19 protein-coding genes are annotated in these 25,274 nt (G+C 67.1%); 11 read left to right on the forward strand and 8 right to left on the reverse strand.

Features of this window, described 5'->3' with window-relative positions; genetic code table 11:
• Nucleotides 1-235 precede the first annotated feature (235 nt).
• Nucleotides 236-2,986 carry a glycoside hydrolase family 2 protein gene (locus tag DES45_RS00860; RefSeq protein WP_114768088.1) on the forward strand — a complete coding sequence of 917 codons (2,751 nt, stop codon included), beginning with the start codon at nt 236-238 and terminating at the stop codon, nt 2,984-2,986.
• Between the two features lie 79 nt (nt 2,987-3,065).
• Here the strand turns inward: DES45_RS00860 and DES45_RS00865 are convergent, their stop codons facing one another.
• From DES45_RS00865 to DES45_RS00895, 7 genes are all read right to left on the reverse strand, one after another.
• Nucleotides 3,066-5,240, reverse strand: a complete 2,175-nt coding sequence (locus DES45_RS00865; protein ID WP_114768089.1) for a family 1 glycosylhydrolase — start codon at nt 5,238-5,240, stop codon at nt 3,066-3,068.
• A gap of 73 nt (nt 5,241-5,313) precedes the next feature.
• Entirely contained in the window at nt 5,314-6,468 is a 1,155-nt protein-coding gene (glf, locus tag DES45_RS00870; RefSeq protein WP_114768090.1) for a UDP-galactopyranose mutase, read from the reverse strand.
• A 4-nt stretch (nt 6,469-6,472) separates the two neighbouring features.
• A complete protein-coding gene (locus DES45_RS00875; protein WP_245429680.1) occupies nt 6,473-7,675 on the reverse strand; it encodes a glycosyltransferase in 1,203 nt (400 codons plus the stop codon).
• Between the two features lie 209 nt (nt 7,676-7,884).
• Nucleotides 7,885-8,196 carry a polyhydroxyalkanoic acid system family protein gene (locus DES45_RS00880; protein ID WP_114768092.1) on the reverse strand — a complete coding sequence of 104 codons (312 nt, stop codon included), beginning with the start codon at nt 8,194-8,196 and terminating at the stop codon, nt 7,885-7,887.
• 55 nt (nt 8,197-8,251) lie between these two features.
• Nucleotides 8,252-8,557 carry a hypothetical protein gene (locus tag DES45_RS00885; protein WP_114768093.1) on the reverse strand — a complete coding sequence of 102 codons (306 nt, stop codon included), beginning with the start codon at nt 8,555-8,557 and terminating at the stop codon, nt 8,252-8,254.
• Nucleotides 8,558-8,674: 117 nt separating this feature from the next.
• Nucleotides 8,675-9,031 carry a hypothetical protein gene (locus DES45_RS00890; RefSeq protein WP_114768094.1) on the reverse strand — a complete coding sequence of 119 codons (357 nt, stop codon included), beginning with the start codon at nt 9,029-9,031 and terminating at the stop codon, nt 8,675-8,677.
• Between the two features lie 78 nt (nt 9,032-9,109).
• The gene (locus DES45_RS00895; RefSeq protein ID WP_114768095.1) at nt 9,110-9,523 is read right to left on the reverse strand and encodes a septal ring lytic transglycosylase RlpA family protein; all 414 of its coding nucleotides are present in this window, start codon (nt 9,521-9,523) and stop codon (nt 9,110-9,112) included.
• A 305-nt stretch (nt 9,524-9,828) separates the two neighbouring features.
• Between DES45_RS00895 and crtI the strand changes: the two genes are divergently transcribed.
• The 10 genes from crtI (at nt 9,829) to DES45_RS00945 (ending at nt 23,817) form a co-directional block, all read left to right on the forward strand.
• Nucleotides 9,829-11,379, forward strand: coding sequence for a phytoene desaturase family protein (crtI, locus tag DES45_RS00900; RefSeq protein ID WP_114768096.1), 1,551 nt, complete (start codon nt 9,829-9,831; stop codon nt 11,377-11,379).
• Nucleotides 11,380-11,392: 13 nt separating this feature from the next.
• Nucleotides 11,393-11,797, forward strand: a complete 405-nt coding sequence (locus tag DES45_RS00905; protein WP_114768097.1) for a DUF2141 domain-containing protein — start codon at nt 11,393-11,395, stop codon at nt 11,795-11,797.
• A 7-nt stretch (nt 11,798-11,804) separates the two neighbouring features.
• Nucleotides 11,805-12,887 (forward strand): SAM-dependent methyltransferase, encoded by a 1,083-nt coding sequence (locus tag DES45_RS00910; protein ID WP_170151345.1) that lies wholly within the window; start codon nt 11,805-11,807, stop codon nt 12,885-12,887.
• A gap of 109 nt (nt 12,888-12,996) precedes the next feature.
• Nucleotides 12,997-14,532 carry a phytoene desaturase family protein gene (locus DES45_RS00915; RefSeq protein ID WP_114768099.1) on the forward strand — a complete coding sequence of 512 codons (1,536 nt, stop codon included), beginning with the start codon at nt 12,997-12,999 and terminating at the stop codon, nt 14,530-14,532.
• Between the two features lie 95 nt (nt 14,533-14,627).
• On the forward strand, nt 14,628-15,368 hold the full coding sequence (locus DES45_RS00920; RefSeq protein ID WP_114768787.1) for a lysophospholipid acyltransferase family protein: 741 nt from the start codon (nt 14,628-14,630) through the stop codon (nt 15,366-15,368).
• Complete coding sequence (locus DES45_RS00925) at nt 15,365-16,474, forward strand: glycosyltransferase family 2 protein (protein WP_114768100.1); 1,110 nt, start codon at nt 15,365-15,367, stop codon at nt 16,472-16,474. Before DES45_RS00920 ends, DES45_RS00925 begins: the two co-directional genes overlap by 4 nt.
• Nucleotides 16,475-16,479: 5 nt before the next feature.
• Nucleotides 16,480-18,138 (forward strand): squalene/phytoene synthase family protein, encoded by a 1,659-nt coding sequence (locus DES45_RS00930; protein ID WP_170151346.1) that lies wholly within the window; start codon nt 16,480-16,482, stop codon nt 18,136-18,138.
• Nucleotides 18,135-19,421, forward strand: coding sequence for a hydroxysqualene dehydroxylase (locus tag DES45_RS00935; RefSeq protein WP_114768102.1), 1,287 nt, complete (start codon nt 18,135-18,137; stop codon nt 19,419-19,421). Before DES45_RS00930 ends, DES45_RS00935 begins: the two co-directional genes overlap by 4 nt.
• Nucleotides 19,418-20,386 (forward strand): 4-hydroxy-3-methylbut-2-enyl diphosphate reductase, encoded by a 969-nt coding sequence (ispH, locus tag DES45_RS00940; RefSeq protein ID WP_114768103.1) that lies wholly within the window; start codon nt 19,418-19,420, stop codon nt 20,384-20,386. Before DES45_RS00935 ends, ispH begins: the two co-directional genes overlap by 4 nt.
• Before the next feature lie 80 nt (nt 20,387-20,466).
• Nucleotides 20,467-23,817, forward strand: coding sequence for a transcription-repair coupling factor (locus tag DES45_RS00945; protein WP_114768104.1), 3,351 nt, complete (start codon nt 20,467-20,469; stop codon nt 23,815-23,817).
• A gap of 5 nt (nt 23,818-23,822) precedes the next feature.
• Here DES45_RS00945 and DES45_RS00950 read toward each other — a convergent pair whose 3' ends face one another.
• Nucleotides 23,823-25,223 (reverse strand): MATE family efflux transporter, encoded by a 1,401-nt coding sequence (locus DES45_RS00950; protein ID WP_114768105.1) that lies wholly within the window; start codon nt 25,221-25,223, stop codon nt 23,823-23,825.
• Between the last annotated feature and the right edge of the window lie 51 nt (nt 25,224-25,274).

Below are 25,274 nucleotides of genomic sequence, written 5' to 3' on the forward strand. Positions count from 1 at the left end.
CGATAATTCGCCGTCGGCGCGCCTAGCTTCTGGATCCAACCCCGCTCTTGGCCGTTGTTGCAAAACGGGTCTCATAAACGATGTTCAGGGACGAGCGGCCGATGGTTCGAACGATCCGTCAGGGGCAGGCGCGGCGCGATGATGCAGCCTCGGCATCAGTGCGTTATCCATGGCGTTCAGCCATGTTTTCGCCTTTTTGCACGCCCTTGGGTAATCCCTGATTCAAGGAGTTGTCATGCAAGACAATCGCATCAGTCTGGACGGGACATGGGAATTTTTGCATGTCGCGGACGACCGTCTATCGGGGCCAGCAGAAGTTCGCCAGATCACCGTTCCCAGCCCATGGCAGGCGCAGTTCTCGGATCTGCGCATGCGGGCGGGCATCGGCATCTACCGGCGGACCATCGAGATCGCCGAGGAGTGGCTCCACGACAGCATATGGCTGCGCTTCGGAGCGGTCTTCCACAATTCGCGCGTGTTCATCAACGGCGAGCAGGTCGGGACGAACGAGGGCGGCTTCCTGCCCTTCTCGTTCGACGTCACCTCCTATCTCAAGGCCGGAGCCAACGAGATCAAGGTGCGGGTCGATTCGCCCACTGACAATCCCGCCGAGTTCCCGGATTCGCCCTTCGCCGAGATCCCCTTCGGTAAGCAGAGCTGGTACGGCCCGCTCTCGGGCATCTGGCAGTCGGTGTTCCTCGAGCGGCGCATCTCGGACCATATGAACCGGGTCCGCCTCGTGCCTAAGCGGGACACCGGCGTCGTCACGTCGGGCGTGTTCTTCGCGCGACCCCTCACGGCTGCGACGCAGATCCGCATCGAGGTGCGCGACCCGTCCGGCGAGGTGGTGCTCGACGAGATCCATGAAACGCAGGTCGGCGTGACCAGCATGCCGTTCGAGTTCACGGTCGCCGACGTGCAATCCTGGTCGCCGGACCAGCCGAACCTCTACCGCATCCGCCTGGAACTCATCCGCGACGGCGAAGTGAAGGACGAGATCGGAGACCATTTCGGCTTCCGCACCATCGAGACCCGCAACGGCGCGTTCTACCTGAACGGCGAGCCGCTCTACCTGCGCGCCGCGCTCGACCAGGACTACTACCCTGACACGATCTGCACCGTGCCGTCGGTGGAGTTCCTGGAAGACCAGTTCCGCAAGGCCAAGGAACTCGGCCTCAACTGCCTGCGCTGCCACATCAAGGCGGCCGATCCGCGCTACTACGAGGTGGCCGACCGGATGGGCATGCTGATCTGGACCGAGCTGCCGAACGGCGGGATGACCACCGACCGCTCGCGCGGCCGCAAGGAAAAGCTCCTCAAGGGCATCGTCGACCGCGACTGCAACCATCCGTCGATCATCATCTGGACGATCATCAACGAGAACTGGGGCGTCGACCTCGTCAACGACTCCGACCACCGCGAGTGGCTGAAGCGGACCTTCGCGTGGCTGAAGGCCTATGATCCGACCCGGCTCGTGGTCGACAACTCGCCGCTGGCGCCGAGCTTTCACGTTGAGACGGACATTGCGGACTATCACTTCTACGCCGCCATTCCGGACCATCGCGACGCGTGGGACCGCTTCGTCGACGAATTGTCCGCACGCTCGTCCTGGCTCTACTCGCCGCATGGCGACGCGGTGATCACCGGCCGCGAGCCGCTGATGTGCTCGGAGTTCGGCAATTGGGGCCTGCCTTATCCGAAGGATCTGCGCGACGCGAAGGGCGAGGAGCCCTGGTGGTTCGAGACGGGACACGACTGGGGCGAGGGCGTGATGTACGCCCACGGGGTCGAGAACCGCTTCTCGGACTGGAGCCTGGACCGGGTGTTCGGCGACCTGCGCCGCTTCGTGATCGCCGCGCAGTGGCAACAGTTCCGCGCGCTGAAATACGAGATCGAGGCGATGCGCCGGAAGCCGAACCTGGCCGGCTACGTGATCACGGAGCTGCACGACTGCCACTGGGAGTCGAACGGCCTCCTCGACATGCGACGCAATCCGCGCGTGTTCCACGAGCTCTTCCACATCATCAATTCGGACACGGTGATCGTGCCCAAATGGGAGCGCGTGTCGTACTGGGCCGGCGAGACGGCCGGTCTGCAGCTCTCAGTGGCGCACGGTGCCGGGCCGGTCCTGGAGGATTGCCGCCTCGAGATCTCGCTCTGCAACGAGACGCAGACGTTGTCCCTGCCGCGGATCGAGGCCCCGTTCGTGCTCGATCTCGGGCGGATCGAGCTGAAGATGCCGGAGCTCGACGAGTCTGCCCAGCGCCGGATCAATTTCGACCTGCGCGCCCCGGACGGACGCCTGATCGCCCACAATCACGTGGACGTCGCCATCCATCCGAAGCGGGGCAGGCCCGCGCATGCGCGCCAGATGGTCTGGTCGCCGGACGAGGACATCCGCGAGCGCCTCTCGGCTCTGGGCTATACCCAGGCGAGAGGCCTCGAGGAGGCGACGCTGATCGTGGCGCAGAACCACGACAAGGCGATCGCCGACCGGGTGCGCCAAGGCGCCAATCTTCTGCTCCTGGCAGAGGGCGAGATGAGCCTTTACCCGTTCTTCCCGCACTGGCAGGCCGTGCGCGTGCAGAGCCGCTCGGGCACCCTCTGGGCAGGCGACTGGGCCTCGTCCTTCGCGTGGCTGAGGCGCACCAACAACTTTGCGCGCTTCCCGAGCGGTCCGCTGCTCGACGAGACCATGGACCGCGTCCTGCCCGAGCACGTTATTGCGAACTGCAACCTGCTCGACTTCCAGGCCCGCGTGTTCGCAGGCCTCGTGGTCGGCTGGATCCACAAGCCGGTGGCGCTGGGCGTCGAACGCTCCTATGGGCGCGGCCGCCTCGTCGCCTCGACCTTCCGGCTCTTCCGGGATGAGCCGATGGCCGATCCGACCGCCACGATGCTGCTCGACAGCCTCGTCGAGCTTGCGGTGGAATCCCGCGCCTCGCGTCTGGAAGAGGCCGTGAGGGCTGCGGAAGCCGCAGCCTGACCTTGCCGTCGGCACGAGCAAGACAAAAAAGGGCGGCGAGGAAAACCTCGCCGCCCTTCGCTTATGATCCGGGGTGAACCTACTCGGCCGCCACGCTAAGCGTGTCCTCGGCCGACCAGCTGATCTCGCTGTCGTTGAAGAAGCGGTCGAACGCGCTGTCGAAGGACGGCAGGAGAAGACCGCGCTCGCTGTCGAGCGCCGTGTTGACGATGCCGCCCTCGTCGTTTTGCGTGACGAGATCCGGATCGTAGCCCGCCCGCTCCGCCGCCATCCTGGCGAAATCGTACCAGGAGACCGCTCCCGTATTGGCCAGGTGCCAGAGCCCCGTCGCGCCGTCGATCAGAAGATTGAGCACCTCGTGCACCAGGTCCGGCACGTAAGTCGGCGAGACGAGGTCGGCGCGGGCGTCGACGATGTCGCCTCTCGACAGGGTATTCAGCACGTTCCAGACGAAATTGTATCTGTCCCACGGCCCGAAGAAGGCGCTGGTACGGACCACCAGGGCCCCGTCATGAGCGGACAGGACACGGCGCTCGGCCTCGACCTTGCTGGCTCCGTAGACCCCTGAGGGACTCACGTCGTCGCCTTCGGTGTAGGGTCTGTCGAGAGTGCCGTCGAAGACGAGGTCGGACGAGAACGCCACCAGCGGAATGCCGAACTCCGCGCAGATACGCGCAAGATTCTCCGCGCCGACGGCATTCTCCCGGAAGCAGCGCTCAGGCTCCTCCTCGGCCTGCGCGGGGCGGACATAGCCGGCCGCATTGACGACGGCCCATGGCTTCTCGCAGGCAATCACCTCTCTCACGATAGTGGGGTCGCAGATATCCATATCGTGACGCGACAGGAGAACGTGATCGAGGCCACGGATGTCGCAGATGCGCGAGAAGGCGCGCCCCAGGGTTCCGGTCGCCCCGGTGATGAGGAGCTGCCGCGGCGAACCGACGAGGCGGCAGGCGTTGGAACGCCTGGCCGGCGGACGATAGAAACGGATGTCGCGCTTCCACCAGCCGGCCCGGTCGAGAACCGGATGATCGTAAGCTCCCTGCTTCGCGAGCGCCTCCGCCGCCTGGGCGAGCGCAGTGCGCCGCGGCTCCGGCCCGCGGACGTCGTAGGGCCCGGGTTCGTAGATGCCGTTGCGCTGTGTGAGAAGCGTGTTCCAGTCCACGGTCCCGAACAGGGACCACACCGTGACGGCGCGGATGTCGGCCCCTTCGTTCCGCAGCTGGTTCGCGCCGTTCCAGATCTCGACGAGCCAGCGCAGCTGCTCGTCGCGCGTGCAGCCATGGTGGGCTTCCGTGACGGCGACGGGCCGCCGGTAGCGCTCCCAGGTCTCCCGAAGGCGGGCGACCGGCCCAAGCTCGGCAGCCGGCAGCGGCATGCGGACCGCCTCCGCATCCGCGTAGCGGTCACGGCCGTTGCCGCCCCAGTGGTGTTCCGGATAGCGGTTGAGGTTCTGGTCGAGATACCGCTCGCTGGTCAGGTAGTGGTTGATGCCGATGATGTCCGGCGCCGCATCGGCCTCGAGGAAGAGATTGAGGTTGTCCTCGCTGACGCCGTGGTCGCGGAGGATGCGCCACCAGGGATGATGGCGGTCGACCATCCCGCACAGGAGATCAAAGGTGAGCCACCGGCGCTGGTTCTCGTGCTCGGCTTGATAGGCGAGCGCCGGCGTCGAGAACGTTTTGCCCATGTCGTCCGTCTGGACGAGCTGCGCATCCGGCCGGATGCGCCGGATCGCGCGCATGGCCAGGACCGTCGCCTTGCACTCGTTGACCAAGGCAGTGAGAAACGGGCCGTAACCGGTCCCGTGAGGATACCAATGGCCGTAGAGCCCCGAGAAGCGGGCGGTGGTCAGAGGTTCGTTGACCGGAGTGTAGAGGTCGAGATGCGGATAGCGCTCGGCCACGTTCCGCGCATGGCGGGCGAGCAGCTCCGGCCAAGCCGGATCGAGCATATCGGTATAGCCTGGGCCGCTGCCATGGTGACAGAGGCCAGCGATGGCCCGGATGCCGAGTTGCTGCATCCGGGCGACACGCTCGTCATGCCAGGAGAAATCCGCCTCGTCCGGGGATACGGGAGAGATCGTCTCCCACAGGATCGGATAGCGGAGGGTTCGGATCCCGAGATCCGCGATCCGGTCGAGATCCTCGATCCGGTCGCGGTGTCCCGTTTCCAAGCTTTGGTCCCGGAAGTCGTCGCCGATTCTGGCGACCGTACATTCCAGTCCCCCCCAAAGCTCAAGCGGATGATTCATTCCCAACCCCGTGCTATGTCAACAGACTTACGAGAACTGTACTTAGCGCGGATTTGTTCGATACTTTTTTCAATTATGAAGCCAGAGCGGCCGATGAGGGCATGACTTTGACGTCCGCCGTATCGGCTCCCTGGGGAAGCGCCTCATTGATCCGCCGGAACGTGGCAAGGGCCTGACCGACGATCTGGTCCATGTTGTAGTAGCGATAGGTCGCCAGCCGACCCACGAACCAGACGTCCGGAGTCGACAGAGCCAGGCGCTCGTACTTCTTGAACAGCTCCTGGTTCTCCGGCTTCGGGATCGGGTAGTAGGGATCGCCTTCGGCGGAGGGATACTCGTAGGTCAGGGCGGTCTTTACGTGCTCCTGACCGGTGAGATGCTTGTACTCGGTGACGCGCGTGTAGTCGTTCGTCTGCGGGTAGTTCACCACGCCGACAGGCTGATGCCAGGGCTTTTCGAGCGTGACGTGCTCGAAGCGCAGGGACCGGTACGGCAGCTTCCCGAACCGGAAATCGAAATACTCGTCGATCGGACCCGTATAGATCACACGTCGATGCGGCACCACGTGCCTCACGTCCTCGTAGTCGGTCTGCGTCATCACGTGAATGTTCGGATGGCTCACCATCTTCTCGAACATGCGCGTGTAGCCATGCTTGGGCATGAACTGGAACTCGTCCGTGAAGTAGCGGTCGTCCCGGTTCGTGCGGGTGGGCACGCGCGACGTGACCGACTTGTCGAGCTCCGACGGGTCGAGGCCCCATTGCTTGCGGGTGTAGCCACGGAAGAACTTCTCGTAGAGCTCGCGCCCGACGGTCGAGACCACCACGTCCTCGGAGGTCTTGATCTCCCCGACCTTCTCGGCCCGTGCTGCAAACCAGTCCTGCAGCTCCTCGGAAGTGAGGTTGAGGCCGTAGAGCTTGTTGACGGTGTCGAGGTTGATCGGGATCGGCACCTGCATGCCGTCCACCTCCGCCAGGACCCGGTGCTCATAGAAGCGCCATTCGGTGAAGCGGGAGAGATGGTCGAAGATCTGCTTCGAGTTGGTGTGGAAGATGTGAGGGCCGTATTGGTGGATCAGCAGCCCCTCGTCGTCGTAGCGGTCATAGGCGTTGCCGCCGATATGCGGCCGCCTGTCGATCAGAAGGACGCGTTCGTTGCGCTCGCTCGCCAGACGCTCCGCGAGCACGCTGCCCGCAAAGCCAGCGCCGACAATCATCCAGTCGTACATTCGGTTACTCCGCAGGGGTGGTGGCGTAGATCGGCAGAGCCGACGCGGGACGATCCGTGGCGGCATCGCCGGTCACATCCAGCATAAGCTTGTGCATGGATGCCCAGGTCTTGTCCCAGGACCCTTGCGCCAGGTAGCGATCGACCTTGGCGAGCCAGTTCTCCTTCGGCCGCGACAGTATGAACTCTGCCTTCTCGACGACATCCTGGGCGGTCCGGGCAATTTCCACGAGCCCCTTTTCCCCGTAAGGCCGCACCACGTCGGTGATGGGGGTCGAGATGACGGGCACGCCGGCCGCCAGGAACTCGGGAGTCTTCGTCGGGCTGATGAACTTCGTGGCCTCGTTGAGGGCGAACGGCATGAAGCCGATGGTCCATCCCGACAGGTACTGCGGCAGCTCGTTGTAGGACTTGCCGCCGAGCCAGTGGATGTTGGGCCGCTGCGGCAGCGTCGCCGGATCGATCTTCACCACCGGCCCGATCATCACGAACTGCCAGTCGGGGCGCAGATCGGCCGCCTGGCCGACGAGGTCCACGTCCATCCGCTCGTCGATGACGCCGAAGAAGCCGAGACGCGGGAAGGGAATATGGGCCTGATCCTGCGGATCCTGCTTCACGCCGCGGGCCTTCGAGAAATGCGCGAACTCGATGGATGACGGAAAGGCGTGCACGCTGTGATGACGGTTGCGCTTGGCCTCGTAGAGGCTCATGCCGCCGGTGAAGACGAGATCCGCACGCCCGAACAGGCTCGCCTCAAGATCGAGAAGCTCCTGCGATGCACCGCGGAAGAGCGAAAGCTCGTCCATATTGTCGTAGATGCACATATCGCATTCAAGATCGCTCGTGAAGGCGAGCGCCATCGGCGTGTAGTACCAGAAGACGCGCGGCGAGAGCGCCTCACGGCCGATCAGCGCCTCGATGAGGTCGTGCTGCTCGGCGATGACGTCCTCATGAGAAAGCCCCTCGGGCAGCATCGGCACCGCGATCGTAACGCCCTGCGGCCGATCGCTCACATCCATGTGCGCGCTGATGCCCGGCTTGAAGATCGGCTCCTCGATCACGAGGACGTCGTAGTGGTTTGCTGCACGGCTCAGGAGATGCTGCGGGCGCTGCCAGACGAAATCCCATCGCAAATGGGAGAAACAGACGAGGAGAGGCTTCTTAGAGTCGCCTTTGAAGGGCGAACGTAGGGCATGCGACTGCGTCATCAAACGCTCATGCATAGCGCGATCCTCAGGTACAGATGTGTTGTCACGATCGGACGGAAAACCACGGTCCGGGGCGATGAATTTGATTAGTTTCATGAATCGGACCGGCGAAGGGTCGCGGTCGCAATCGACTATTCAACGCAGAGGATGCAATTTGGTTCCATCTGCGCTCAAGTTCTTGAACGTTTGTTCATCGCCAATAGGCTTGATCACTTCTTTTCCAGCATCAATGTGCCCTGCTTCTGGATGAAGTTCTTTGCCTTTTCGGCAACCATCGCCAAAAGCCACGGCAATTGCACCTCGACCCGCACCTGTTCTTCGAACACTTCGAGATGGCCGTTGACGGTCTGTCCCATAGCGCCGACGCGGAAATCCATCCGGTCTCCGGTCCAGGTCTCGTCCACCGCAGCGACCTTGTCGCCGAACTGGGACTTGAGGCGCGTCACGCCGCCCTGCAGCCGGCGCAAGGCCTCTGCTTTTCCGAGGTTGTGGGGGATGGACACGACAAGGGGTTTCGACATCAGCACCTTCCGCTTCTTGCCGGAACAAGCGAGGCGATGCGGTTCAGGTTCCGCATCAGAGCATCTCGACCTTGATGGCCCGGACCACGATGGTCTCCTGCCGGAAACGGCGCTCGAGCTCAGCCCGATAGTTTTCCCACCAGCCCTGGTCGATTTCCCGGGCCATGACCTCGAAGACGACGATGTCGTCGTGGGATGTGTGCCCGCCCTCCTTCCACACGCCTTCCGCGGGCGCCCGGGTGAAGCTGGTGATGCCGCCGAACCGCTCGGAGAGTTCGGTGCGGACGCGCCCATAGGCTGCGCCGTCGAAGCGGCGTCCGGCATTGTCCGACAGAGGCAGAAGGATTTGAACCAGATGCATGATGTTCGCCCAGCCCGGGACAGACGTCCCTTCTGCTAGGGTTCTAGCGCAGCATGCCGCAACGGCGAGAGGCACAGCGCCGCCCCTATCGAGCGGACGGCCTGGCGCGACCGTTCCTCAGGCGTGCTGGACGGCGAACAGGTCGCGATCCGATGCCGGCAGGCTGTCGTCGACCATGTAACGGCTGGTGGGCTTGGAAATGCGCCAAGGGCGCGCCGTGGAGGCATGGATCGCCTCGGACGGCCGCAGGCGGCGAGCCGTGCCGTCGGCCTGGATCTCGTCGATCACCACGAAGCCGAAAATGGTGAGCCGGGTCGCCATGACCTTCGTGGCTCTGTCCTCCGCCGGGATCGGCAGCGAGCCTGCGGCATAGACCGCATCCATGAGGCTCCGCTGATCGCGGCGCGGCGAAGCCGACGAGCGTGCTCCCGGAAAGCGGATGACGTTCGCCGCTTCAGACGATCTCGATTCCATAATACGCAACCCTTGGTCCCGAATCAGGCCAAGGATCGCGGCAAGGGATTAAGAAGCGCCTAACCCTGACTTTATTTCCTAGTCGAGCTGGTGCAGGGACACGTAAGCCGTCCCGGTCGAGGTCAGGCCCAGCGCCTGGGCCGGGCCCTTGGCGAGGTCGATGATGCGCCGGTGCGCGAAAGGACCGCGGTCATTCACCCGGACCACGACGGAACGCCCGTTGGCCTCGTTGACGACCCGCAGCTTCGTTCCGAACGGCAGGGAGCGATGCGCCGCCGTCATGTCGGACGAGTCGAACCGCTCCCCGCTCGCAGTGCGCCGGCCATGGAAGCCCGGCCCGTACCAGGATGCCGTCCCCCGCTGAAGTTCTTTGCCCGCTGCGAGGCTATTCTGTGAGATGGAACCGGTTTCCGTTGGGTCCGATGTAGTGTTACAGGCAGCAACGAACAGAATAGGCACCACAAGTGATGCCCGGGTGAGGATCTTGTTCAAGGATGTTCTCCCCTTGTCTTGTGCTTGTCAGTCAAGCTGCCTGATAACAAGGCAAGAATAAGGCGGACCGATTTTCTCCTTATTTCATATACTTTTTCGCCAACCGGATAGTCTTACATTTATGGCGGGTTTATTGCCAAGCTTGTACGATAATAGCCTACGGCCAAGTTTGTTCCGTTCGGTCAGAATATTTTCTTCCGAGTCGCTCGGAGAACATACGGCTCTGGTCGTCGGGCGAGACTGATCTAATTCAGACCAGGCAGCGGGTTCGGACCGTCCGAAGCTGCACAAGGGGCCGCCATTTCATGTCTCATCCATCAGCGTCATCAGGGGTCGCGATCGTCGGCGCGGGACCGGGCGGCTTGGCAGCCGCCATGCTTCTGGCGAGGGAGGGCATTCCGGTCACGATCTTCGAGCAGGAGGCCGCGGTCGGCGGACGGACCCGTACGATCACCGCACCGGGCGGCTACAAATTCGACATCGGCCCGACCTTCTTCCTCTACCCGCGCGTCCTGAAGGACATCTTCGAGGCCTGCGGCGAGCGGCTGGAGGATCACGTCGCACTCGAGCGGCTCGACCCTCAGTACCATCTCGTGTTCGAGGGCGGCGGCGAGATCCGGGCCACGGCGGATCTCCCTCGTCTCGAGCAGGAGATCGGTCGTATCGCGCCCGGAGACGCGAAGAACGTCGGGCGCTTCCTCGACGATAACCGGGCCAAGCTCGAATCCTTCCGGCCCGTGCTCGAGCAGGCCTTTTCGAGCCCGGCGGACCTGGTGTCTCCGGCGATGCTGGCGGCCCTGCCGAAGCTGCGCCCCTTCTCGAGCGTGGACGGCGACCTGCGGCGCTACTTCGCCGACCCACGGGTCCGGCTCGCCTTCTCGTTCCAGACGAAGTACCTGGGCATGTCGCCCTTCCAGTGCCCGAGCCTGTTCACGATCCTGTCGTTCCTAGAATATGAGCACGGTGTCTACCACCCGATCGGCGGTTGCGGCGCCGTGTCCGAGGCGATGGCGGCCGTCGCACGCAAGATGGGCGTCGACATCCGCCTGAACACGCCGGTGGATCGCATCCTCTACGAGAACGGCGAAGCGGTCGGGGTCGAGGCCGGGGGCGAGCGCTTCGCGGCAGGCTCGGTGGTGGTGAACGGGGATTTCGGCCACGCCATGCGTCGCCTCGTTCCCGAAGCCATGCGCCCCCGCTGGCGCGACCGCAAGCTCGATGGCGCCAAGCTCTCGTGCTCGACCTTCATGCTCTATCTCGGCATCGAGGGCGATGTCGGGGATCTCGCCCATCACACGATCTTCCTGGCGCGCGATTATGAGCGCAACATCCGGGAAATCACGGAAGGCGTCCTGTCCGAGGAGCCCTCGGTCTACGTGCAGCACGCGGGTGCGACCGATCCGTCCCTGGCGCCGGCCGGCCACACGAGCCTCTACGTTCTGGTGCCGGTGCCGAACCTGCGTTGCAAGATCGACTGGACGCGCGAAGCGCCGCGCTACCGCAGGCTCGTGCTCGATCGCCTAAAGCAGTTTGGTCTTGGCGATATCGAAAGCCGCATCCGCTTCGAACGCATGGTGACGCCTCGGCACTGGCAGGACGAGTTCGCGGTCTTCGAGGGCGCGACCTTCAACCTCGCGCACAACCTCACGCAGATGCTCTACTTCCGTCCGCACAACCGCTTCGGCCGCAACGTCTACCTCGTCGGCGGCGGCACGCATCCCGGCAGCGGCCTGCCGGTGATCTACGAGGGAGCGCGCATCACGACCCGCCTGCTGCTGGAAGACCGGGAGCGCCTCCGCGCCGGCCGCCGCGAGCGCAAGCCGGCCATGTCCCCCGTCGGCGAAGCCACCACCTGAGAAGGACCCAGTCATGAAGCGCCTCCGTCTCGCGGGACTGGCCCTCCTCGCATCGGTGCCTGCTCACGCGGCAACCCTGATCATCAGGGCCGAGGGCGTTCAGTCCTCGGACAACATGATCTATGCCGGCATCTGCGACACGAGCTTCGACGAGGCGACCTGTCCGTACAAGGATCGCGCCGCCGCGCGCCCCGGCACGGTCGAGATGCGCCTGAGGAACGTGAAGCCCGGCGCTTACTCCATCGCGGTGTTCCACGACCGCAACGGGAACGGAAAGCTCGACCGCAACTTCATCGGCCTGCCGAGCGAGCCTTACGGGTTCTCGAACGATGTCGGCCGGCGCGGCCCGCCGAGCTTCGAGGGAGCCCGGATCGTGGTGCACGAGCCCACCACGACGATCGTCATTCCAATCCGCTAGGCGCACCATGCTGTGGCACGCCTATGCCCTCCTGTCCCATGGCGGAGACCGCATCGGGCTTCGCTTCGGCGGGATTCACGGCAGGCCGCGCCTATGCCGCCATCCGGACGACGTGCTCCGGATCTTCGATCAGGCCGACGAAGCGGTCTGGTCGGCCAATGCCCTCTCGGCCTGCGCCGAGAGCGGCCTTGTAGGGCTGCTCGCGGAGGCGCGAAGTCTGGAGGACATCGCCGTCCGGCTCTCCATGCCGCCGCCGCTCGCCCGGAGCCTCGTGGAGATTCTGGAGAGCTTCGGCCTCGTCGTCCGGGAGGACGGCCGCATCCGCGCGGCTCCTGCCCTCCTGCCCTACACGACCCTCGAAGGCGCAAGGGCTTTCCGGGCCGCCCTGCGCGCCCCGCTCCTGCAGGCGGAGGACTTCCGCACCCGCGCTGCAGGGGGCGGATTGGACCTCGAGGGCTGGACCCACACGGATCGGGAAATCATCGAGGCCCAGGGCTCCCTGACGGCCCTGTGGGCCCGTCAGGCCGTCCCGAAGCTGAAATTCCTGCCGGGCCTCGCGGCCCACCTCGACGCGCCCGATGCCGCGCTTCTGGATGTCGGGGCCGGCGCGGCCGGCCTGAGCATCGCCCTGTGCAGGGCCTTCCCCCATCTGACGGCGGTCGCCCTCGAGCCGGCGCCCGCTCCGGCCGCCATCGGCGACGAGCGCATCCGGGATGCGGGCCTGGAGGATCGCATCGCGCTACGCCGCCAGCGGGTCGAGCACCTGGATGATCGTGAATGCTTCGATCTCGCCTTCCTGCCGCAGATGTTCCTGCCGGACGCGATCATGGAGGAGACGGTGAACCGGATCTTCCGCGCCCTGCGTCCGGGAGGCTGGCTTCTGACCGCGGTCCTGACCCGCGACGGGCCCGGGGTCGCGGCCGCCGTCAGCCGTCTCAAGAACCTGCTGTGGGGCGGCAACACGAGGGGTATGGACGAAATGCGAAAACGGCTGCAGGCCGCAGGGTTCGACCCGGTCATCAGGGCGCCGGGCGCCCGCTCCATGCGCATGATCTGCGCCCGCCGCCCGATCGCGGGGACTTCCGCTTGAACTGGACCATGCCTCTCCTACAACCAAATCGAGGAATTCACGCCATGCATCAGGGGACTTGCAAAATGCGCGGACGTCGTCAGGCTGGTCGCATCCGTGGAGGACGTCCGTGAGCGCTCAAGAGACTTCGGTCGCCGTCATCGGCGGAGGTTTGGGGGGATTGGCGGCGGCCTGCGTGGCGGCGGCACGCGGCCATCGGGTGACCCTCTACGATAAGAACCCGTGGCTCGGCGGCAAGGCCGCCGTGCTGCACGAGGACGGCTTCCGCTTCGACATGGGACCGACGATCCTCACCGTCCCGCGCGTCCTCGAACGCATCTTCGCCGAGGCGGGGCGCAACCTGTCCGACTATCTCGACCTCGTGCGGCTCGATCCGCAATGGCGCTGCTTCTTCGACGACGGCACGCGCATCGACCTCCTGGAGAACGTCGACGCCATGGCGGACGCCATGGACCGCTTCGCCCCAGGCAAGAAAGCCGGCGACGGCTACCGGCGCTTCCAGGAATTGTCCGAGAACCTGCACCACATCTCGAACCGCTTCTTCTTCTGGAAGCCGGTCGAGGATCTCTTCGACACGATCAACATCCGCGCCAATATGAACCCTGCGACCTTGAGGGACGTCCTGTCCCTGCGCATGGGCTCGTCCGTGGCGGGCACGATCCGCTCGAAGGTGAAGGACGACCGGCTCGCGCAGATGCTCGACCACTTCACCCAGTATGTGGGGTCGTCGCCCTACGGATCGCCGGCCGTGCTCTGCGCCATCGCGCACATGCAGGCGGCGGACGGCGTCTGGTACCCCATGGGCGGCACCCGCGCGGTGGCCGAGGCGCTGATGAAGCTCGCCACCGAGCTCGGCGCGACCTTCCGGCCGGAAAGCGACGTGCGCTCCCTCAGGATCGAGAACGGCGCCATAACCGGCCTCGTGACGTCCAATGGCGAGGTGGCGAGCTACGACAACGTCATCTCCAACATGGACTCGATCCGCACCTACCAGGAGCTCGTCGGCGGCGAGGTGGGCGAGCACTACGCCAAGAAGGACTTCGAGCCGGCCTGCTCGGGCGTCGTGCTCTATCTCGGCCTCAACAGGCGCTACGACCATCTCCTCCATCACGACTTCGTGTTCTCCCGCGACCCGGAAGAGGAGTTCGACTTCATCTACCGGAAAGGCGAGCCAGCGCCGGACCCGACCTGCTACATCGCGGCGCCCTCGTCGACGGACCCGAGCGTCGCGCCCGAGGGCGGCGAGGCCCTCTACGTCCTCGTGCACACGCCCTATCTGCGCCCGCACCACGACTGGTCGCAGATGTTCCCCGCCTACCGGCAGGTCATCATCGACAAGCTGAAACGCACGGCCGGCATGGAGGACATCGAGAGCCGCATCGTCGTCGAGCGGCATCTCACGCCCCAGGACATCCACGACCGCTACAAGGTGCTGAACGGCGCCATCTACGGGCTCGCGAGCCACGGCAAGTTCATGGGCGCCTTCAAGCCGGGCAACCGCAGTCGCCAGGTGCGCGGCCTCTATCTCGCCGGCGGCGCCGCCCATCCGGGACCCGGCATGCCGATGGTGATGATGTCGGGTTGGATCGCAGCCGACGCTCTGGATCAGGACGCGCGCGGCGAGAACATGCGGAAAGTGTCCTGATGCAGGAACAGGGCAGAGCCGCCGCACGTCACGTGCCTCGGGTGCACGCGGGAGCATCCCCCGTCGCGCGCCGCTCCGCCCTGATCCATCGCTTCATGCTGTCCTATTTCGAGCGCTACTTCACCCGCCACATGAACGCCCTGCGGATTGCGCATTGGGGTATGCCGCCGTCCGTTCCGGGCGGTCCTCTCATCGTCTATTCCAATCATCCGGCCTGGTGGGACGCGGCCGTCTACATCCTCGCGGCCGACCGGTTCTTCCCGGCCTATGAAAGCTATGCGCCGATAGACGCTGCGATGCTCAAGCAATACGGCGTGTTCGGCCGCATCGGCGCCTTCGGAGTCGATCTCGACACGCCCCGCGGCGCAGCCGCCTTCCTGGCCTCGAGCCGCGAGATCCTGGCTTCGCCGAAGCGGGCGCTCTGGATCACCGCGCAGGGCCGGTTCAGCGACGTGCGCGAGCGACCGCTCGGCCTGAAACCCGGGATCGCTCGCCTCGCGGAGCTCGCGCCGGACTGCACGATCGTTCCGCTGGCGATTGAATACGGGTTCTGGGTCGAGCGCGGCGCCGAGGCCTTCATCGGGTTCGGCTCACCGATCGCCGGCCGCACGCTGCTCGACAGCACGCGCCCGGAGCGGCTGGGCCTGCTCGAGCGGAATCTCGCCACGGCTCTCGATCGGCTGAGCGCCGATGTCCGGAGCCGCGAGCCCGGCCTCTTCCGAACCGTGATCGAGGGACGCTCCGGCGTCGGCGGCGTCTACGACGGATGGCGCCGGGCGATGGCCGCCATGCGGGGACGCCGGTTCGATCCCTCCCATGAGGGTCAGCGGACATGACGGTGACGATCATCGGCCTCGTCCTTCTGGCCCTCGCGGCCTTCCCGGCAATCCTCGCCCTGATGAATCTCGCGGTCCTGCGCTCGACGCAACGGCGCCATCCGGACGGTGAAACGCTCGTCTCCATCCTGATCCCGGCCCGCAACGAGGCGGCGAACATCGGTGCGGCCCTCGACTGCGCTCTTGCGAGCATGGGCGTCCCGGTCGAGATCATCGTGATGGACGACGGCTCGACGGACTCAACCGCCGAAATCGTGCGCACCTACGCGGCCCGCGATCCACGCGTGAGGCTGCTCACCGCGCCGCCGCTGGAGGACGGCTGGACCGGGAAGGTCCATGCCTGCCATCATCTCGCGCAGGCCGCCCGCGGCACGCATTTCCTGTTCACCGATGCCGATGTGCGGCTTGCGCCTCAGGCGGCGGCAGCGCTGGCAGGCCACGCGCAGGCGAGCGACGCGAAGCTGGTGAGCGCGGTCCCGCGGCAGGTCATGACCACGCTCGGCGAGATGCTGATCGTGCCGACGATCAATGTTCTGCTCCTCGGCTACCTGCCCATGGGGTTCATGCGCCTGTCACGGGATCCGGGCCTTGGCGCGGCTTGCGGCCAGCTTATCCTGGTCGAAGCCGAGGCCTATCGGGAGACGGGCGGCCATGGGTCGATCCGCGCCCTGATCCATGACGGCATCCAGCTCGCCCGGCTCTTCCGGCGCAAAGGCTTCATGACCGACCTCGTGCCGGGCGAGCGGCTCGCCTCCTGCCGCATGTACGGGAGCTTCGGCGAAGCTTGGGTGGGATTTGCCAAGAACGCCCACGAGGGCATGGCGACGCCGGTGGGGCTTCCGATCTGGACCATCCTGCTGCTCGGCGGGCATGTGCTGCCCTTTGCGCTTCTCCCGTTCGTGCCGACGGTCCCGATCCTTCTCGCTGCCTTCCTCTCACTGTCCACTCGCGCCATCGTGACCGTGTCGACGCGCGAGAATCCGTTGTCCATTCCGCTGCATCCTTTCACCATCCTGGTCGGCCTCGCGATCCAATGGAGCGTCCTCCTGGGGATCGGTACGGCCCGACGGGCCGGATGGAAGGGCCGGCTCTATCCGGTAGGGTGATGCACATGCAGGGGCTCAGCGCACAGGCGACGAAGCGTCCTCAGGACGAGAACTTCCCCGTCGCATCGCTCGTGCTCTCGCGCCGGCACCGGGATGCGGTGCTCTCCTTCTATCGTTTCGCCCGCATGGCCGACGACATCGCCGATGCCCCCGCTATGTCGCCGGCCGAGAAGCTCGCCCGCCTCGATGCGCTCGAGCAGGCGCTCGTGCTGGGCGACGAGACCGTCCCTCAGGCCGCAAGGCTGAATGCGGCCGACGCGCGCCATGGCGCCGGCCTTGCCGAGGCCCGCCAGCTCCTCCGCGCATTCCGGCAGGACGTCGTCAAGGCGCGCTATCTCGACTGGGCCGAGCTCGAGGCCTATTGCACCCTCTCGGCCAATCCGGTCGGGCGTTTCCTGCTCCGCCTCCACGGCGAAAGCGACGCCGCCCATGGTCCGGCCGATGCACTGTGCACCGCGCTCCAGATCCTCAACCACATTCAGGATTGCGCACGCGACAGGACGCAGCTCGACCGCATCTACATTCCCCTCGGATGGCTCGACCCGGCCGGAGGCGAGCACGCCTTCTTCGAGCCGTCGCAGGCGAAGGCCCGCCGCGGCGTTCTCGATGCGATGCTCGACCGGGTCGACGACTGGATCGACCGCGCCCGGGCGCTGCCCGAGCGCCTGCAGGATCGACGCCTGCGCGCGCAAAGCATCGCGACGATCTCCCTCGCGCTCGCCTTGAGCCGGCGGCTGCGCCGGCACGATCCGGTCGAGGCGCGCGTGGCGATCAGCAAGACGGACGCCGCGCGCGCCTTCATCGGCGGATTGGCGAAGGCGCCTCGTCGGCCCATCGATCAGGACGCACGCATCGCGGCGGCGGTCGTCAATCGCTCGGGCTCCTCGTTCTGGCTCGGCATGCAGAGCCTGACGCAGGAGCGCCGCCGCGCGATCCATGCGGTCTATGCCTTCTGCCGCGCGGTCGACGACATCGCCGACGGTGCCGCACCCTCGTTCGAGAAGCGACGTTTCCTGGCCGAATGGAGACGCGAGATCGATCGCCTGCACCGGGCGCCGCAGACGCCGATCGGACGCGAGCTCGCGCGCGCGTCGATCCGCTACAAGCTGCCGCTTTCGGAATGCCACGCGCTCATCGACGGGGTCGAGACCGACTGCGCCGAACGGGTCCGCATCTCGGACGACCGCGCACTGGATCTCTACGCCCGCCGGGTCGCCGGATCGGTGGGCGCCCTGTCGATCCGCATCTTCGGAGCTCCCGCGGCTCATGACTTCGCCATCGGACTCGGACGGACCCTGCAACTCGTCAACATCCTGCGCGATGTGGACGAGGATGCGGCCTGCGAGCGGGTCTACGTTCCGCTCTCCCGACTAGCCCAGGCCGGCCTTCAGGACGCGCCCGCCTCGATCCTGGTCGCCGATCCGCGCTTCGCGGGCCTCTGCGAGGCGCTGGCCGCGGAAGCGCGCGCCGGCTTCGCGGCTGCCGACGACGCCCTGAAGCGGCTCGACCGCGCGGCCCTGAAACCGGCCATCCTGATGATGGAAAGCTATCGCCGCATCCTCGACCACCTCGAGGTGCGAGGCTGGGGCGCACGGCAGGGCAGGCTCCATCTGACGGCGGGAGACCGCTTCCAACTCTTCACCATGGCCATGAGGGCTGCATGATGGCTCGGCGCACGCATATCGTCGGTGCGGGACTTGCAGGACTGAGCGCGGCGCTCGCCGTGACGGCGGCCAGCGGCGAGGCTCTCCTCTACGAGGCTGCGCCGCACGCGGGCGGGCGCTGCCGGACCCTGTCTCCGGCCAAGGGCTTCTGCCACGACAACGGCACCCATGTGCTGTTCACGGCCAACCGGCGCACCATGGCCCTCCTCAACGCGGTCGGCGCGCGGCATCGCTGGGTCGAGCCCGAGCCTGCGGGACTTCCGGTCCACAATGCCCGCACGGGGCAGACCCGGTGCGTCGGGCTGTCCCCGTGGTCATGGCTTGCGCCGTCGCGCCGGCCCGAAGGGTTCAGCCTCCTCGACCTCGGCAGCCTCTTCCGCCTCGCTTTTTCGAAGGCCGACCGACCTGTCGCCGATCTGTTCGACCGGCGACCGATCATGGAGAGCCTGATCGAACCGCTCACGGTCGCCGTCCTCAACACGCCCGTCAGGCTGGCCTCGTCGCAGCGGCTCGGCTGCGCGGTGCGGCGTCTGCTCAGGCCGGGCTCCGGCCACCTTCTCGTGGCCAGGCAGGGACTGAGCGCGGATCTCGTCGAGCCCGCCCTGCGCACGCTTCAGGCGCGGGGAGCTTCCATCCTCAACGGCCAGCGCCTGCGGGCGGTTCTGACCAACCACGGCCGCGCCATCGGCCTCGCCCTGTCCGACCGCACGGTTGCCTTGGGGCCCGAGGACCAGGTGATCCTGGCCTTGCCCCCCTGGGAGGTCGCGCGGCTGCTGCCGGAGCTTCCCGTGCCCGAGCGGTTCGAGGCCATTCTCAACGTGCATTACCGCATCCATGGCCTCGCCGTCCCCCGCTTCATCGGCTGCGTCGGCACGCTCGCACAATGGGTCCTCGTCCGAGACGACCATGTGAGCGTCACCGTGTCGGCGGCCGGCGCCGTGATCGACCGGGACGGCGACGAGCTGGCGGACCGGATCTGGCGCGAGATTGCGCCGATCCTGCGCGCCCTCGGGCTCGATGCCGATGCGGCCCGCCGGCCCGAGACGCGGGTCGTGAAGGAGAAGCGCGCCACGATCCGGCAGGCGGCGCTGCCCCTGCCCCAGCCGCCGCTTCTCCCGCTCGGGAACGTGGCCCTGGCGGGCGACTGGATCGGCTCCCTACCGGCCACCATCGAAAGCGCCGTCGTGTCCGGGGAGCAGGCGGTGGCCGCCCTCGACCACGCCCGGCGTGCGCGCCTGCCGGCGGCGATCCCCCATTCCCTCAAGGTAGAGGATGCGGCATGAACCGCGAACATGCTCCCCTGACGGTGCTGCTGCCGTCGCCTCGCGGCTTCTGCGCCGGCGTCGAGCGGGCGATCCAGGCCGTCGAGGATGCGCTGATCCAAACGGGAAAGCCCGTCTATGTGCGGCACGAGATCGTGCATAACGGCCGCGTCGTCGACAACCTCAAGCGCAAGGGCGCGATCTTCGTGAAGGAGCTGTCGGACATCCCGGACGGCGCGGTCGCGATCTTCAGCGCGCATGGCGTTCCGGAGGCGGTGGAGCACGAGGCGGCGCGCCGCGGACTCGCGGTGCTCGATGCGACATGCCCCCTCGTGCGCCGCGTCCACGTCGAGGGCCAACGCCATGCGAAGGCCGGCCGGGAGGTCATCCTGATCGGGCATCGGGAGCATGTGGAGGTCGTCGGCACCCTGGGCCGCATCGACGGCACCGTCCATGTCATCGCGACGACCGCGGAGGCGCTCTCGATCCGCATTCACGATCCGGACTCCGTCGCATACATCACGCAGACGACCCTGTCGGTGGACGACACCCGCGAGATCATCGCGGTGCTCAAGCAGCGGTTTCCGGCGATCCAGGGCCCCGACACGAAGACGATCTGCTACGCGACCCAGAACCGCCAGCTCGCCGTGCGCGTGATCGCCAAGCGGGCCGAGCGCGTGATCGTCTGTGGCGCGCGCAATTCCTCGAACACGAACCGCCTCTGCGAGGTGGCCGAGAGCGAGGGCCGGCAGGCCCTGCTCATGCAGGACCCGCGCGACCTGACCCTTTCGTTCGTCGACGGCGTTGCGGTGATCGGCCTCACGGCCGGAGCCTCCGCGCCCGAGAGCCTCGTGCAGGAGGCGCTGGTGCAGCTCACCCGCTGGCGGCGCGTCACCGTCGAGGAGGTGCGCGTCACCGAGGAAGGCACCCGCTTCGCGCCCGTCGACCTCTCGCAGATCGTCCCCTGGCTCGCCGACGCATCCTGATCGCTCATCCGCGACGCGACATCCTGCTGCAATGAACAGGACCGGCGCCGGCGAGTTGTCCCGTGCAATGCGGAGACACCATGGCACCCCGGACGAGACGACAGCAGGAACCCGAGGCTCATCCCTCCCACACCATCAGAACCGCGGGCCGGCTGGGCGAGAGCGCACTCGCCATCCTGCGGAAGGCCCGGGAAACCAGGTCCGGAGTTCTGGTCGTCACCGCGAACGAGCGCCGGGCGAACGCCCTGGTACGGATTCTCGGCGATTTCGCGCCGGACCTCGGCGTCCTGCTGCTCCCGGGCTGGGACTGCCTGCCTTATGACCGTGCGTCTCCCTCGCGCCGGGTGATGGGCCGCCGTCTGGCGGTGCTCCGGGCGCTCGCATCGGGTGAGCACCCCTGCCCGATCGTGGTGACGACGGCGGCGGGCCTTCTCCAGCGGGTGCCGCCGAAGGACGGTCTCGCCCGCGCCGAGCTCGTCCTGAAGCCGGGCGACGTCTTCGAGCGGGAGCGGCTCGAGCGCCAGCTCCGTCGAATGGGCTATGTCTTCGACGAACGCGTGGACGAGCCGGGCGAGGCGGCGCTCCGCGGCCAGGTGATCGACCTCTATCCGGCCGGAACGGAGCGGCCGGTCCGGGTCGAGCACGACGACGGGAGGATCGTCGCGCTGCGTCCCTTCGATCCGGCGAGCCAACTCGCCGACGGCGAATGCGCGGACCTGCGGCTCCTCCCTGCTTCGGAGCATTTCAGCCCGGACGATGGCGAGCCTGCGCCGCGCGCTCCCGGATCGGAGCATCGGCTGCCTGATCATTTCGACGCGCTCGACAGCCTCCCTGCCCTGATGGCCCGGTCGGCCGTCCTGCTCGATGCAGGAGCCGAGGCGCGCATGGCGACCTCCTGGGAGCAGATCCGCGACGCGCATGAGAGCCGCACCCGGCTGCGCCCGGAACGGGCGGAAGGCGAGCGGCCGCTCGCGCCCGACAGGCTCTATCTGACGCAGGCCGAATGGGCGGATCATCTCGGCGCCGTCGACGTCACCCGCATCGAAGCCCATCCGGACGATCCCGAACTCGCGCCGCCGCCGGTCTTCGCCACCGGCACCCGCCCGTTCCGGCGCTTCGCCGACTACGTCGCGGAGGAAACCTCCCGGGGCTTCCGGGTCGTTCTGGCCGGCGCAGGCCCGGCCGATCTGCGCCCGCTCCTGCGGGCGCTGGACGAGGAGGCCGCCCCTCCGGTCGAAACCGTTTCCGACTGGAGCCGCGTCGAGGCGGCCGACCGCGGATGCGTCCTGGCCCTCGAGACGGCTCTCGATCGGGGATTTCGCGACATCGATGCCCGGATCACGGTCATCGCGGCCGCGGACGTGTTGGGAAGCCGTGCCCGCACCGCCACGGGCGCAACCGCAAGGCCGGTCGACCTTGCCGGGACCGAGCTCGAATTCCGGGTCGGCGACGTGGTGATCCACCAAGACCACGGCCTGGGCGTCCTCTTAGGGATCGAGACGGTCGAAACCGACGGCGCCACGACGGACCTCCTGCGCCTGTCCTATGCGGAGGACGCAACCCTGATGGTGCCGGTCGACGAGATGGACAGGATCTGGCGCTACGGCGCGTCCGCCGACGCGGTCGGTCTCGACAGGCTCGACGGGGAGGCCTGGGAGAAGCGGCGCGCGAAGGTCGAGGCGGAGGTCGCCGAAAGCGCGGTCTGTCTCGTCGAAACCGTGAGGGCCCGTGAGGTCGCCGAAGCCCCGAAGCTCGTGCCGCCGCGCGCCGCCTATGAACGTTTCGCAGCCCGGTTTCCTTTCACGGAGACGCCTGATCAGGCGTCCGCCATCGCGGCGGTCCTGGCCGATCTCGCCTCGGGGCGGCCCATGAACCGCCTCGTCTGCGGCGATGTGGGCTTCGGCAAGACAGAGGTCGCGCTTCGCGCCGCTGCGGCCGCAGCGCTCTCCGGAGGGCAGGTGGCGGTCGTCGCGCCGACGACGGTGCTGGTGCGCCAGCACGTGCAGACCTTCGAGCGCCGCTTCGAGGGGCTGGGGATCAAGGTCGGCCATCTCTCCCGCCTCGTCTCGCCGGCGGAGGCCAAGGCCGTGAAGGCCGGCCTCGCCGACGGCTCGATCCGTGTCGTCATCGGCACGCATGCTCTGGCCGGGCGGGGCGTGCGCTTCGCCGATCTCGGCCTCGTGGTGATCGACGAGGAGCAGCGCTTCGGTGCGGCCCACAAGGCGAAGCTCAGATCCCTGGCCGAGGAGGCGCACGTCCTCACCCTGACGGCCACGCCGATTCCGCGCACGCTGCAAGCGGCTCTCGTGGGCCTTCAGGATCTCAGCGTGATCGCGACGCCGCCCTCGCAGCGGCAGCCCATCCGCACCTTCACGATCCCGTTCGACGACGCCACCGTGCGCGAAGCCCTCATGCGCGAGAAGGCCCGCGGAGGACAAAGCTTCTTCGTGTGCCCGCGCATCGAGGATATCGCCCCCATGGCCGAGCGCCTGAAGGAACTCGTGCCGGAGCTCGAGACGGTGGTCATCCACGGCGCAATGCCTGCCGACGCCATCGACAAGGCCATGGTGGGCTTCGCGGACGGACAGGGCGACGTGCTGCTCGCCACCAACATCATCGAGAGCGGCCTGGACGTTCCGGGCGCGAACACCATGCTGATCTGGCGCCCCGACCGCTTCGGCCTGGCGCAGCTCCACCAGCTGCGCGGCCGCGTCGGGCGCGGGCGAATCCGGGGCATCGCCTATCTGCTCACGGATCCTGCTCACAAGCTGGCGCGTGGGACACGCAAGCGCCTCGAAACCCTGGAGAGCCTCGACCGCCTGGGTGCGGGCTTCGCGATCAGCGCCCGCGACCTCGACCAGCGCGGCGCGGGCGATCTCTTCGGCGAGGAGCAGGCCGGGCACATGAAGCTGATCGGCGTCTCGCTCTATCAGCACCTCCTGACGCGCGCGCTGGCGGCAGCCCGCGGCGAGGCGCAGGCTGAGCAGGCCCCGCCCGAGATCAACATCGACGCGCCGGGGCATATCCCGGCCGACTACGTCCCGGAGCCGGAGGTGCGGATCAATCTCTATGCGCGTCTCGCGCGCCTGGAGGACGAGGAGGAGGTCGACGCCATCGAGGAGGAGATCCGCAACCGGTTCGGCCCCCCTCCGCCGCCGGTCGATCGCCTCGTGGCTCTCGCGCGGCTGCGCGAGCAATGCCGGGCTCAAGCGGTCGCCCGCATCGATGCCGGCCCGCAGGCCATCGCCCTGAGCTTCACGGGCGAGGCCGACCGAAGCTCCGTCGAGCGCGCCGTCGCCCGCTCGGACGGCGCGCTCGAATGGCGGAAGGACCGCCTCGTCTGGAGCAAGACCTCAGGCTCGCCGGAGGAGCGGCTGGAGCAGGCGTCCAAGCTCCTGCGGTTCCTTGCGAAGGCCGAGCGCCCCCGCTGAAGCCCTCAGGCTTCGGCCGGCAGCGACACGAGGCCGAGACGCTCGCGGCGCAGCCAGCGCCAGAGCATCAGGGCCGCCACGACGCCGAGGCCCGTGGCGAGGCCGATCCAGATGCCGACGCCGCGCAGGCTCGTGCCGAACGCGAGCGCGACGCCGAGCGGGAGGCCGACGCCCCAATAGCCGAAGGCGGCGTAGATCATCGGCACGCGGGTGTCCTGAAGGCCGCGCAGCATGCCCGCGCCCACCGCCTGGGCCCCGTCGGCGAGCTGGAAGATCGCCGCCATCACCAGGAACGACAGGGCGAACTGGACGACCGGCGCGTTCTTAGGGTCGCTCAGGTCAAGGAAAGCGCCCAGCAGCAGGTGCGGGGCGAACAGCATCAGCAGCGCCGTGAACCCCATGAAGCCGACGCCGAGGGCGAAGGCCGTCCACCCGGCGCGGGCGACGCCCTCGGGATCCTGCGCCCCGAAGGCGCGGCCGACCCGCACGGTCACCGCCTGGCTGAAGCCGAACGGGACCATGAAGCAGAAGGAGGCGATCTGCAGGGCGATGGCGTGCGCCGCGAGTTCGTTCGCCCCGATGCGCCCCATGAAGAGGGCCGCCGCATTGAAGATCGTGACCTCGAAGGCGAGCGTCAGGCCGATCGGGACGCCGATGCGCCACAGGGTGCGGTAGCGCGGCCAGTCGGCCCGCCAGAAACGCCCGAACAGGTGATAGCGCCTGAGCTGCCGGTCGAGGCTGATCACGACGGCGAGGCTCAGGAACATGAACGTGCTGGAGATCACCGTGCCGTAGCCGGCGCCTACGAGCCCGAGGCGCGGCAGGCCGAACGTGCCGAACATCAGGCAATAGGCCGCCCCGAGATTGACCGGCACCGCCAGCACGCCGATCACCAGCGCCCAGCCGGGCCGCTCCAGGGCCGAGAGGAACGAGCGCAGGACGAGGTAGAACAGGAAGGGCAGCAGGCTCCATTGCAAGGCGCGCATGTACTCGCCCGCATCCCGCGCCAGGTTCGGCTCCTGCCCCATCGCAAGCAGGAGCGCGCCGCCGTTCCAGGACACGATCCAGATCGGGATCGCCACCGTGATGGCCGCCCAGAACCCCTGCCGGACGGTGCGGCGCACCTCGCGCACGGAATGGCGCCGGCGACCCAGCTCCTCGGCGATCAGCGGCGAGGTGGCGCTCACCAGGCCGATGCCGAAGATCAGGAAGGCGAAGTAGAGATTCGTCCCCAGGGCGCCGGCCGCGAGCGCGTCCGAGCCGAGCCAGCCCATCAGGATGACGTCGGACGTCATCAGGGCGTTCTGCGCCACGTTGGTGAGGATCAGAGGCCAGCCGAGGGCCAGGGTGGCGCGCAGTTCGGCGGCCCAGGCGGCGCGTTCGGTCGAGGAGGTGTTCGCGATCATGGTGCCGGGCTTTTATCCCGAAGCGCGCCCCGAAGGCCACACCTGCGCGCC

The organism is Microvirga subterranea, from assembly GCF_003350535.1.
Classification (GTDB): Bacteria; Pseudomonadota; Alphaproteobacteria; order Rhizobiales; family Beijerinckiaceae; genus Microvirga; species Microvirga subterranea.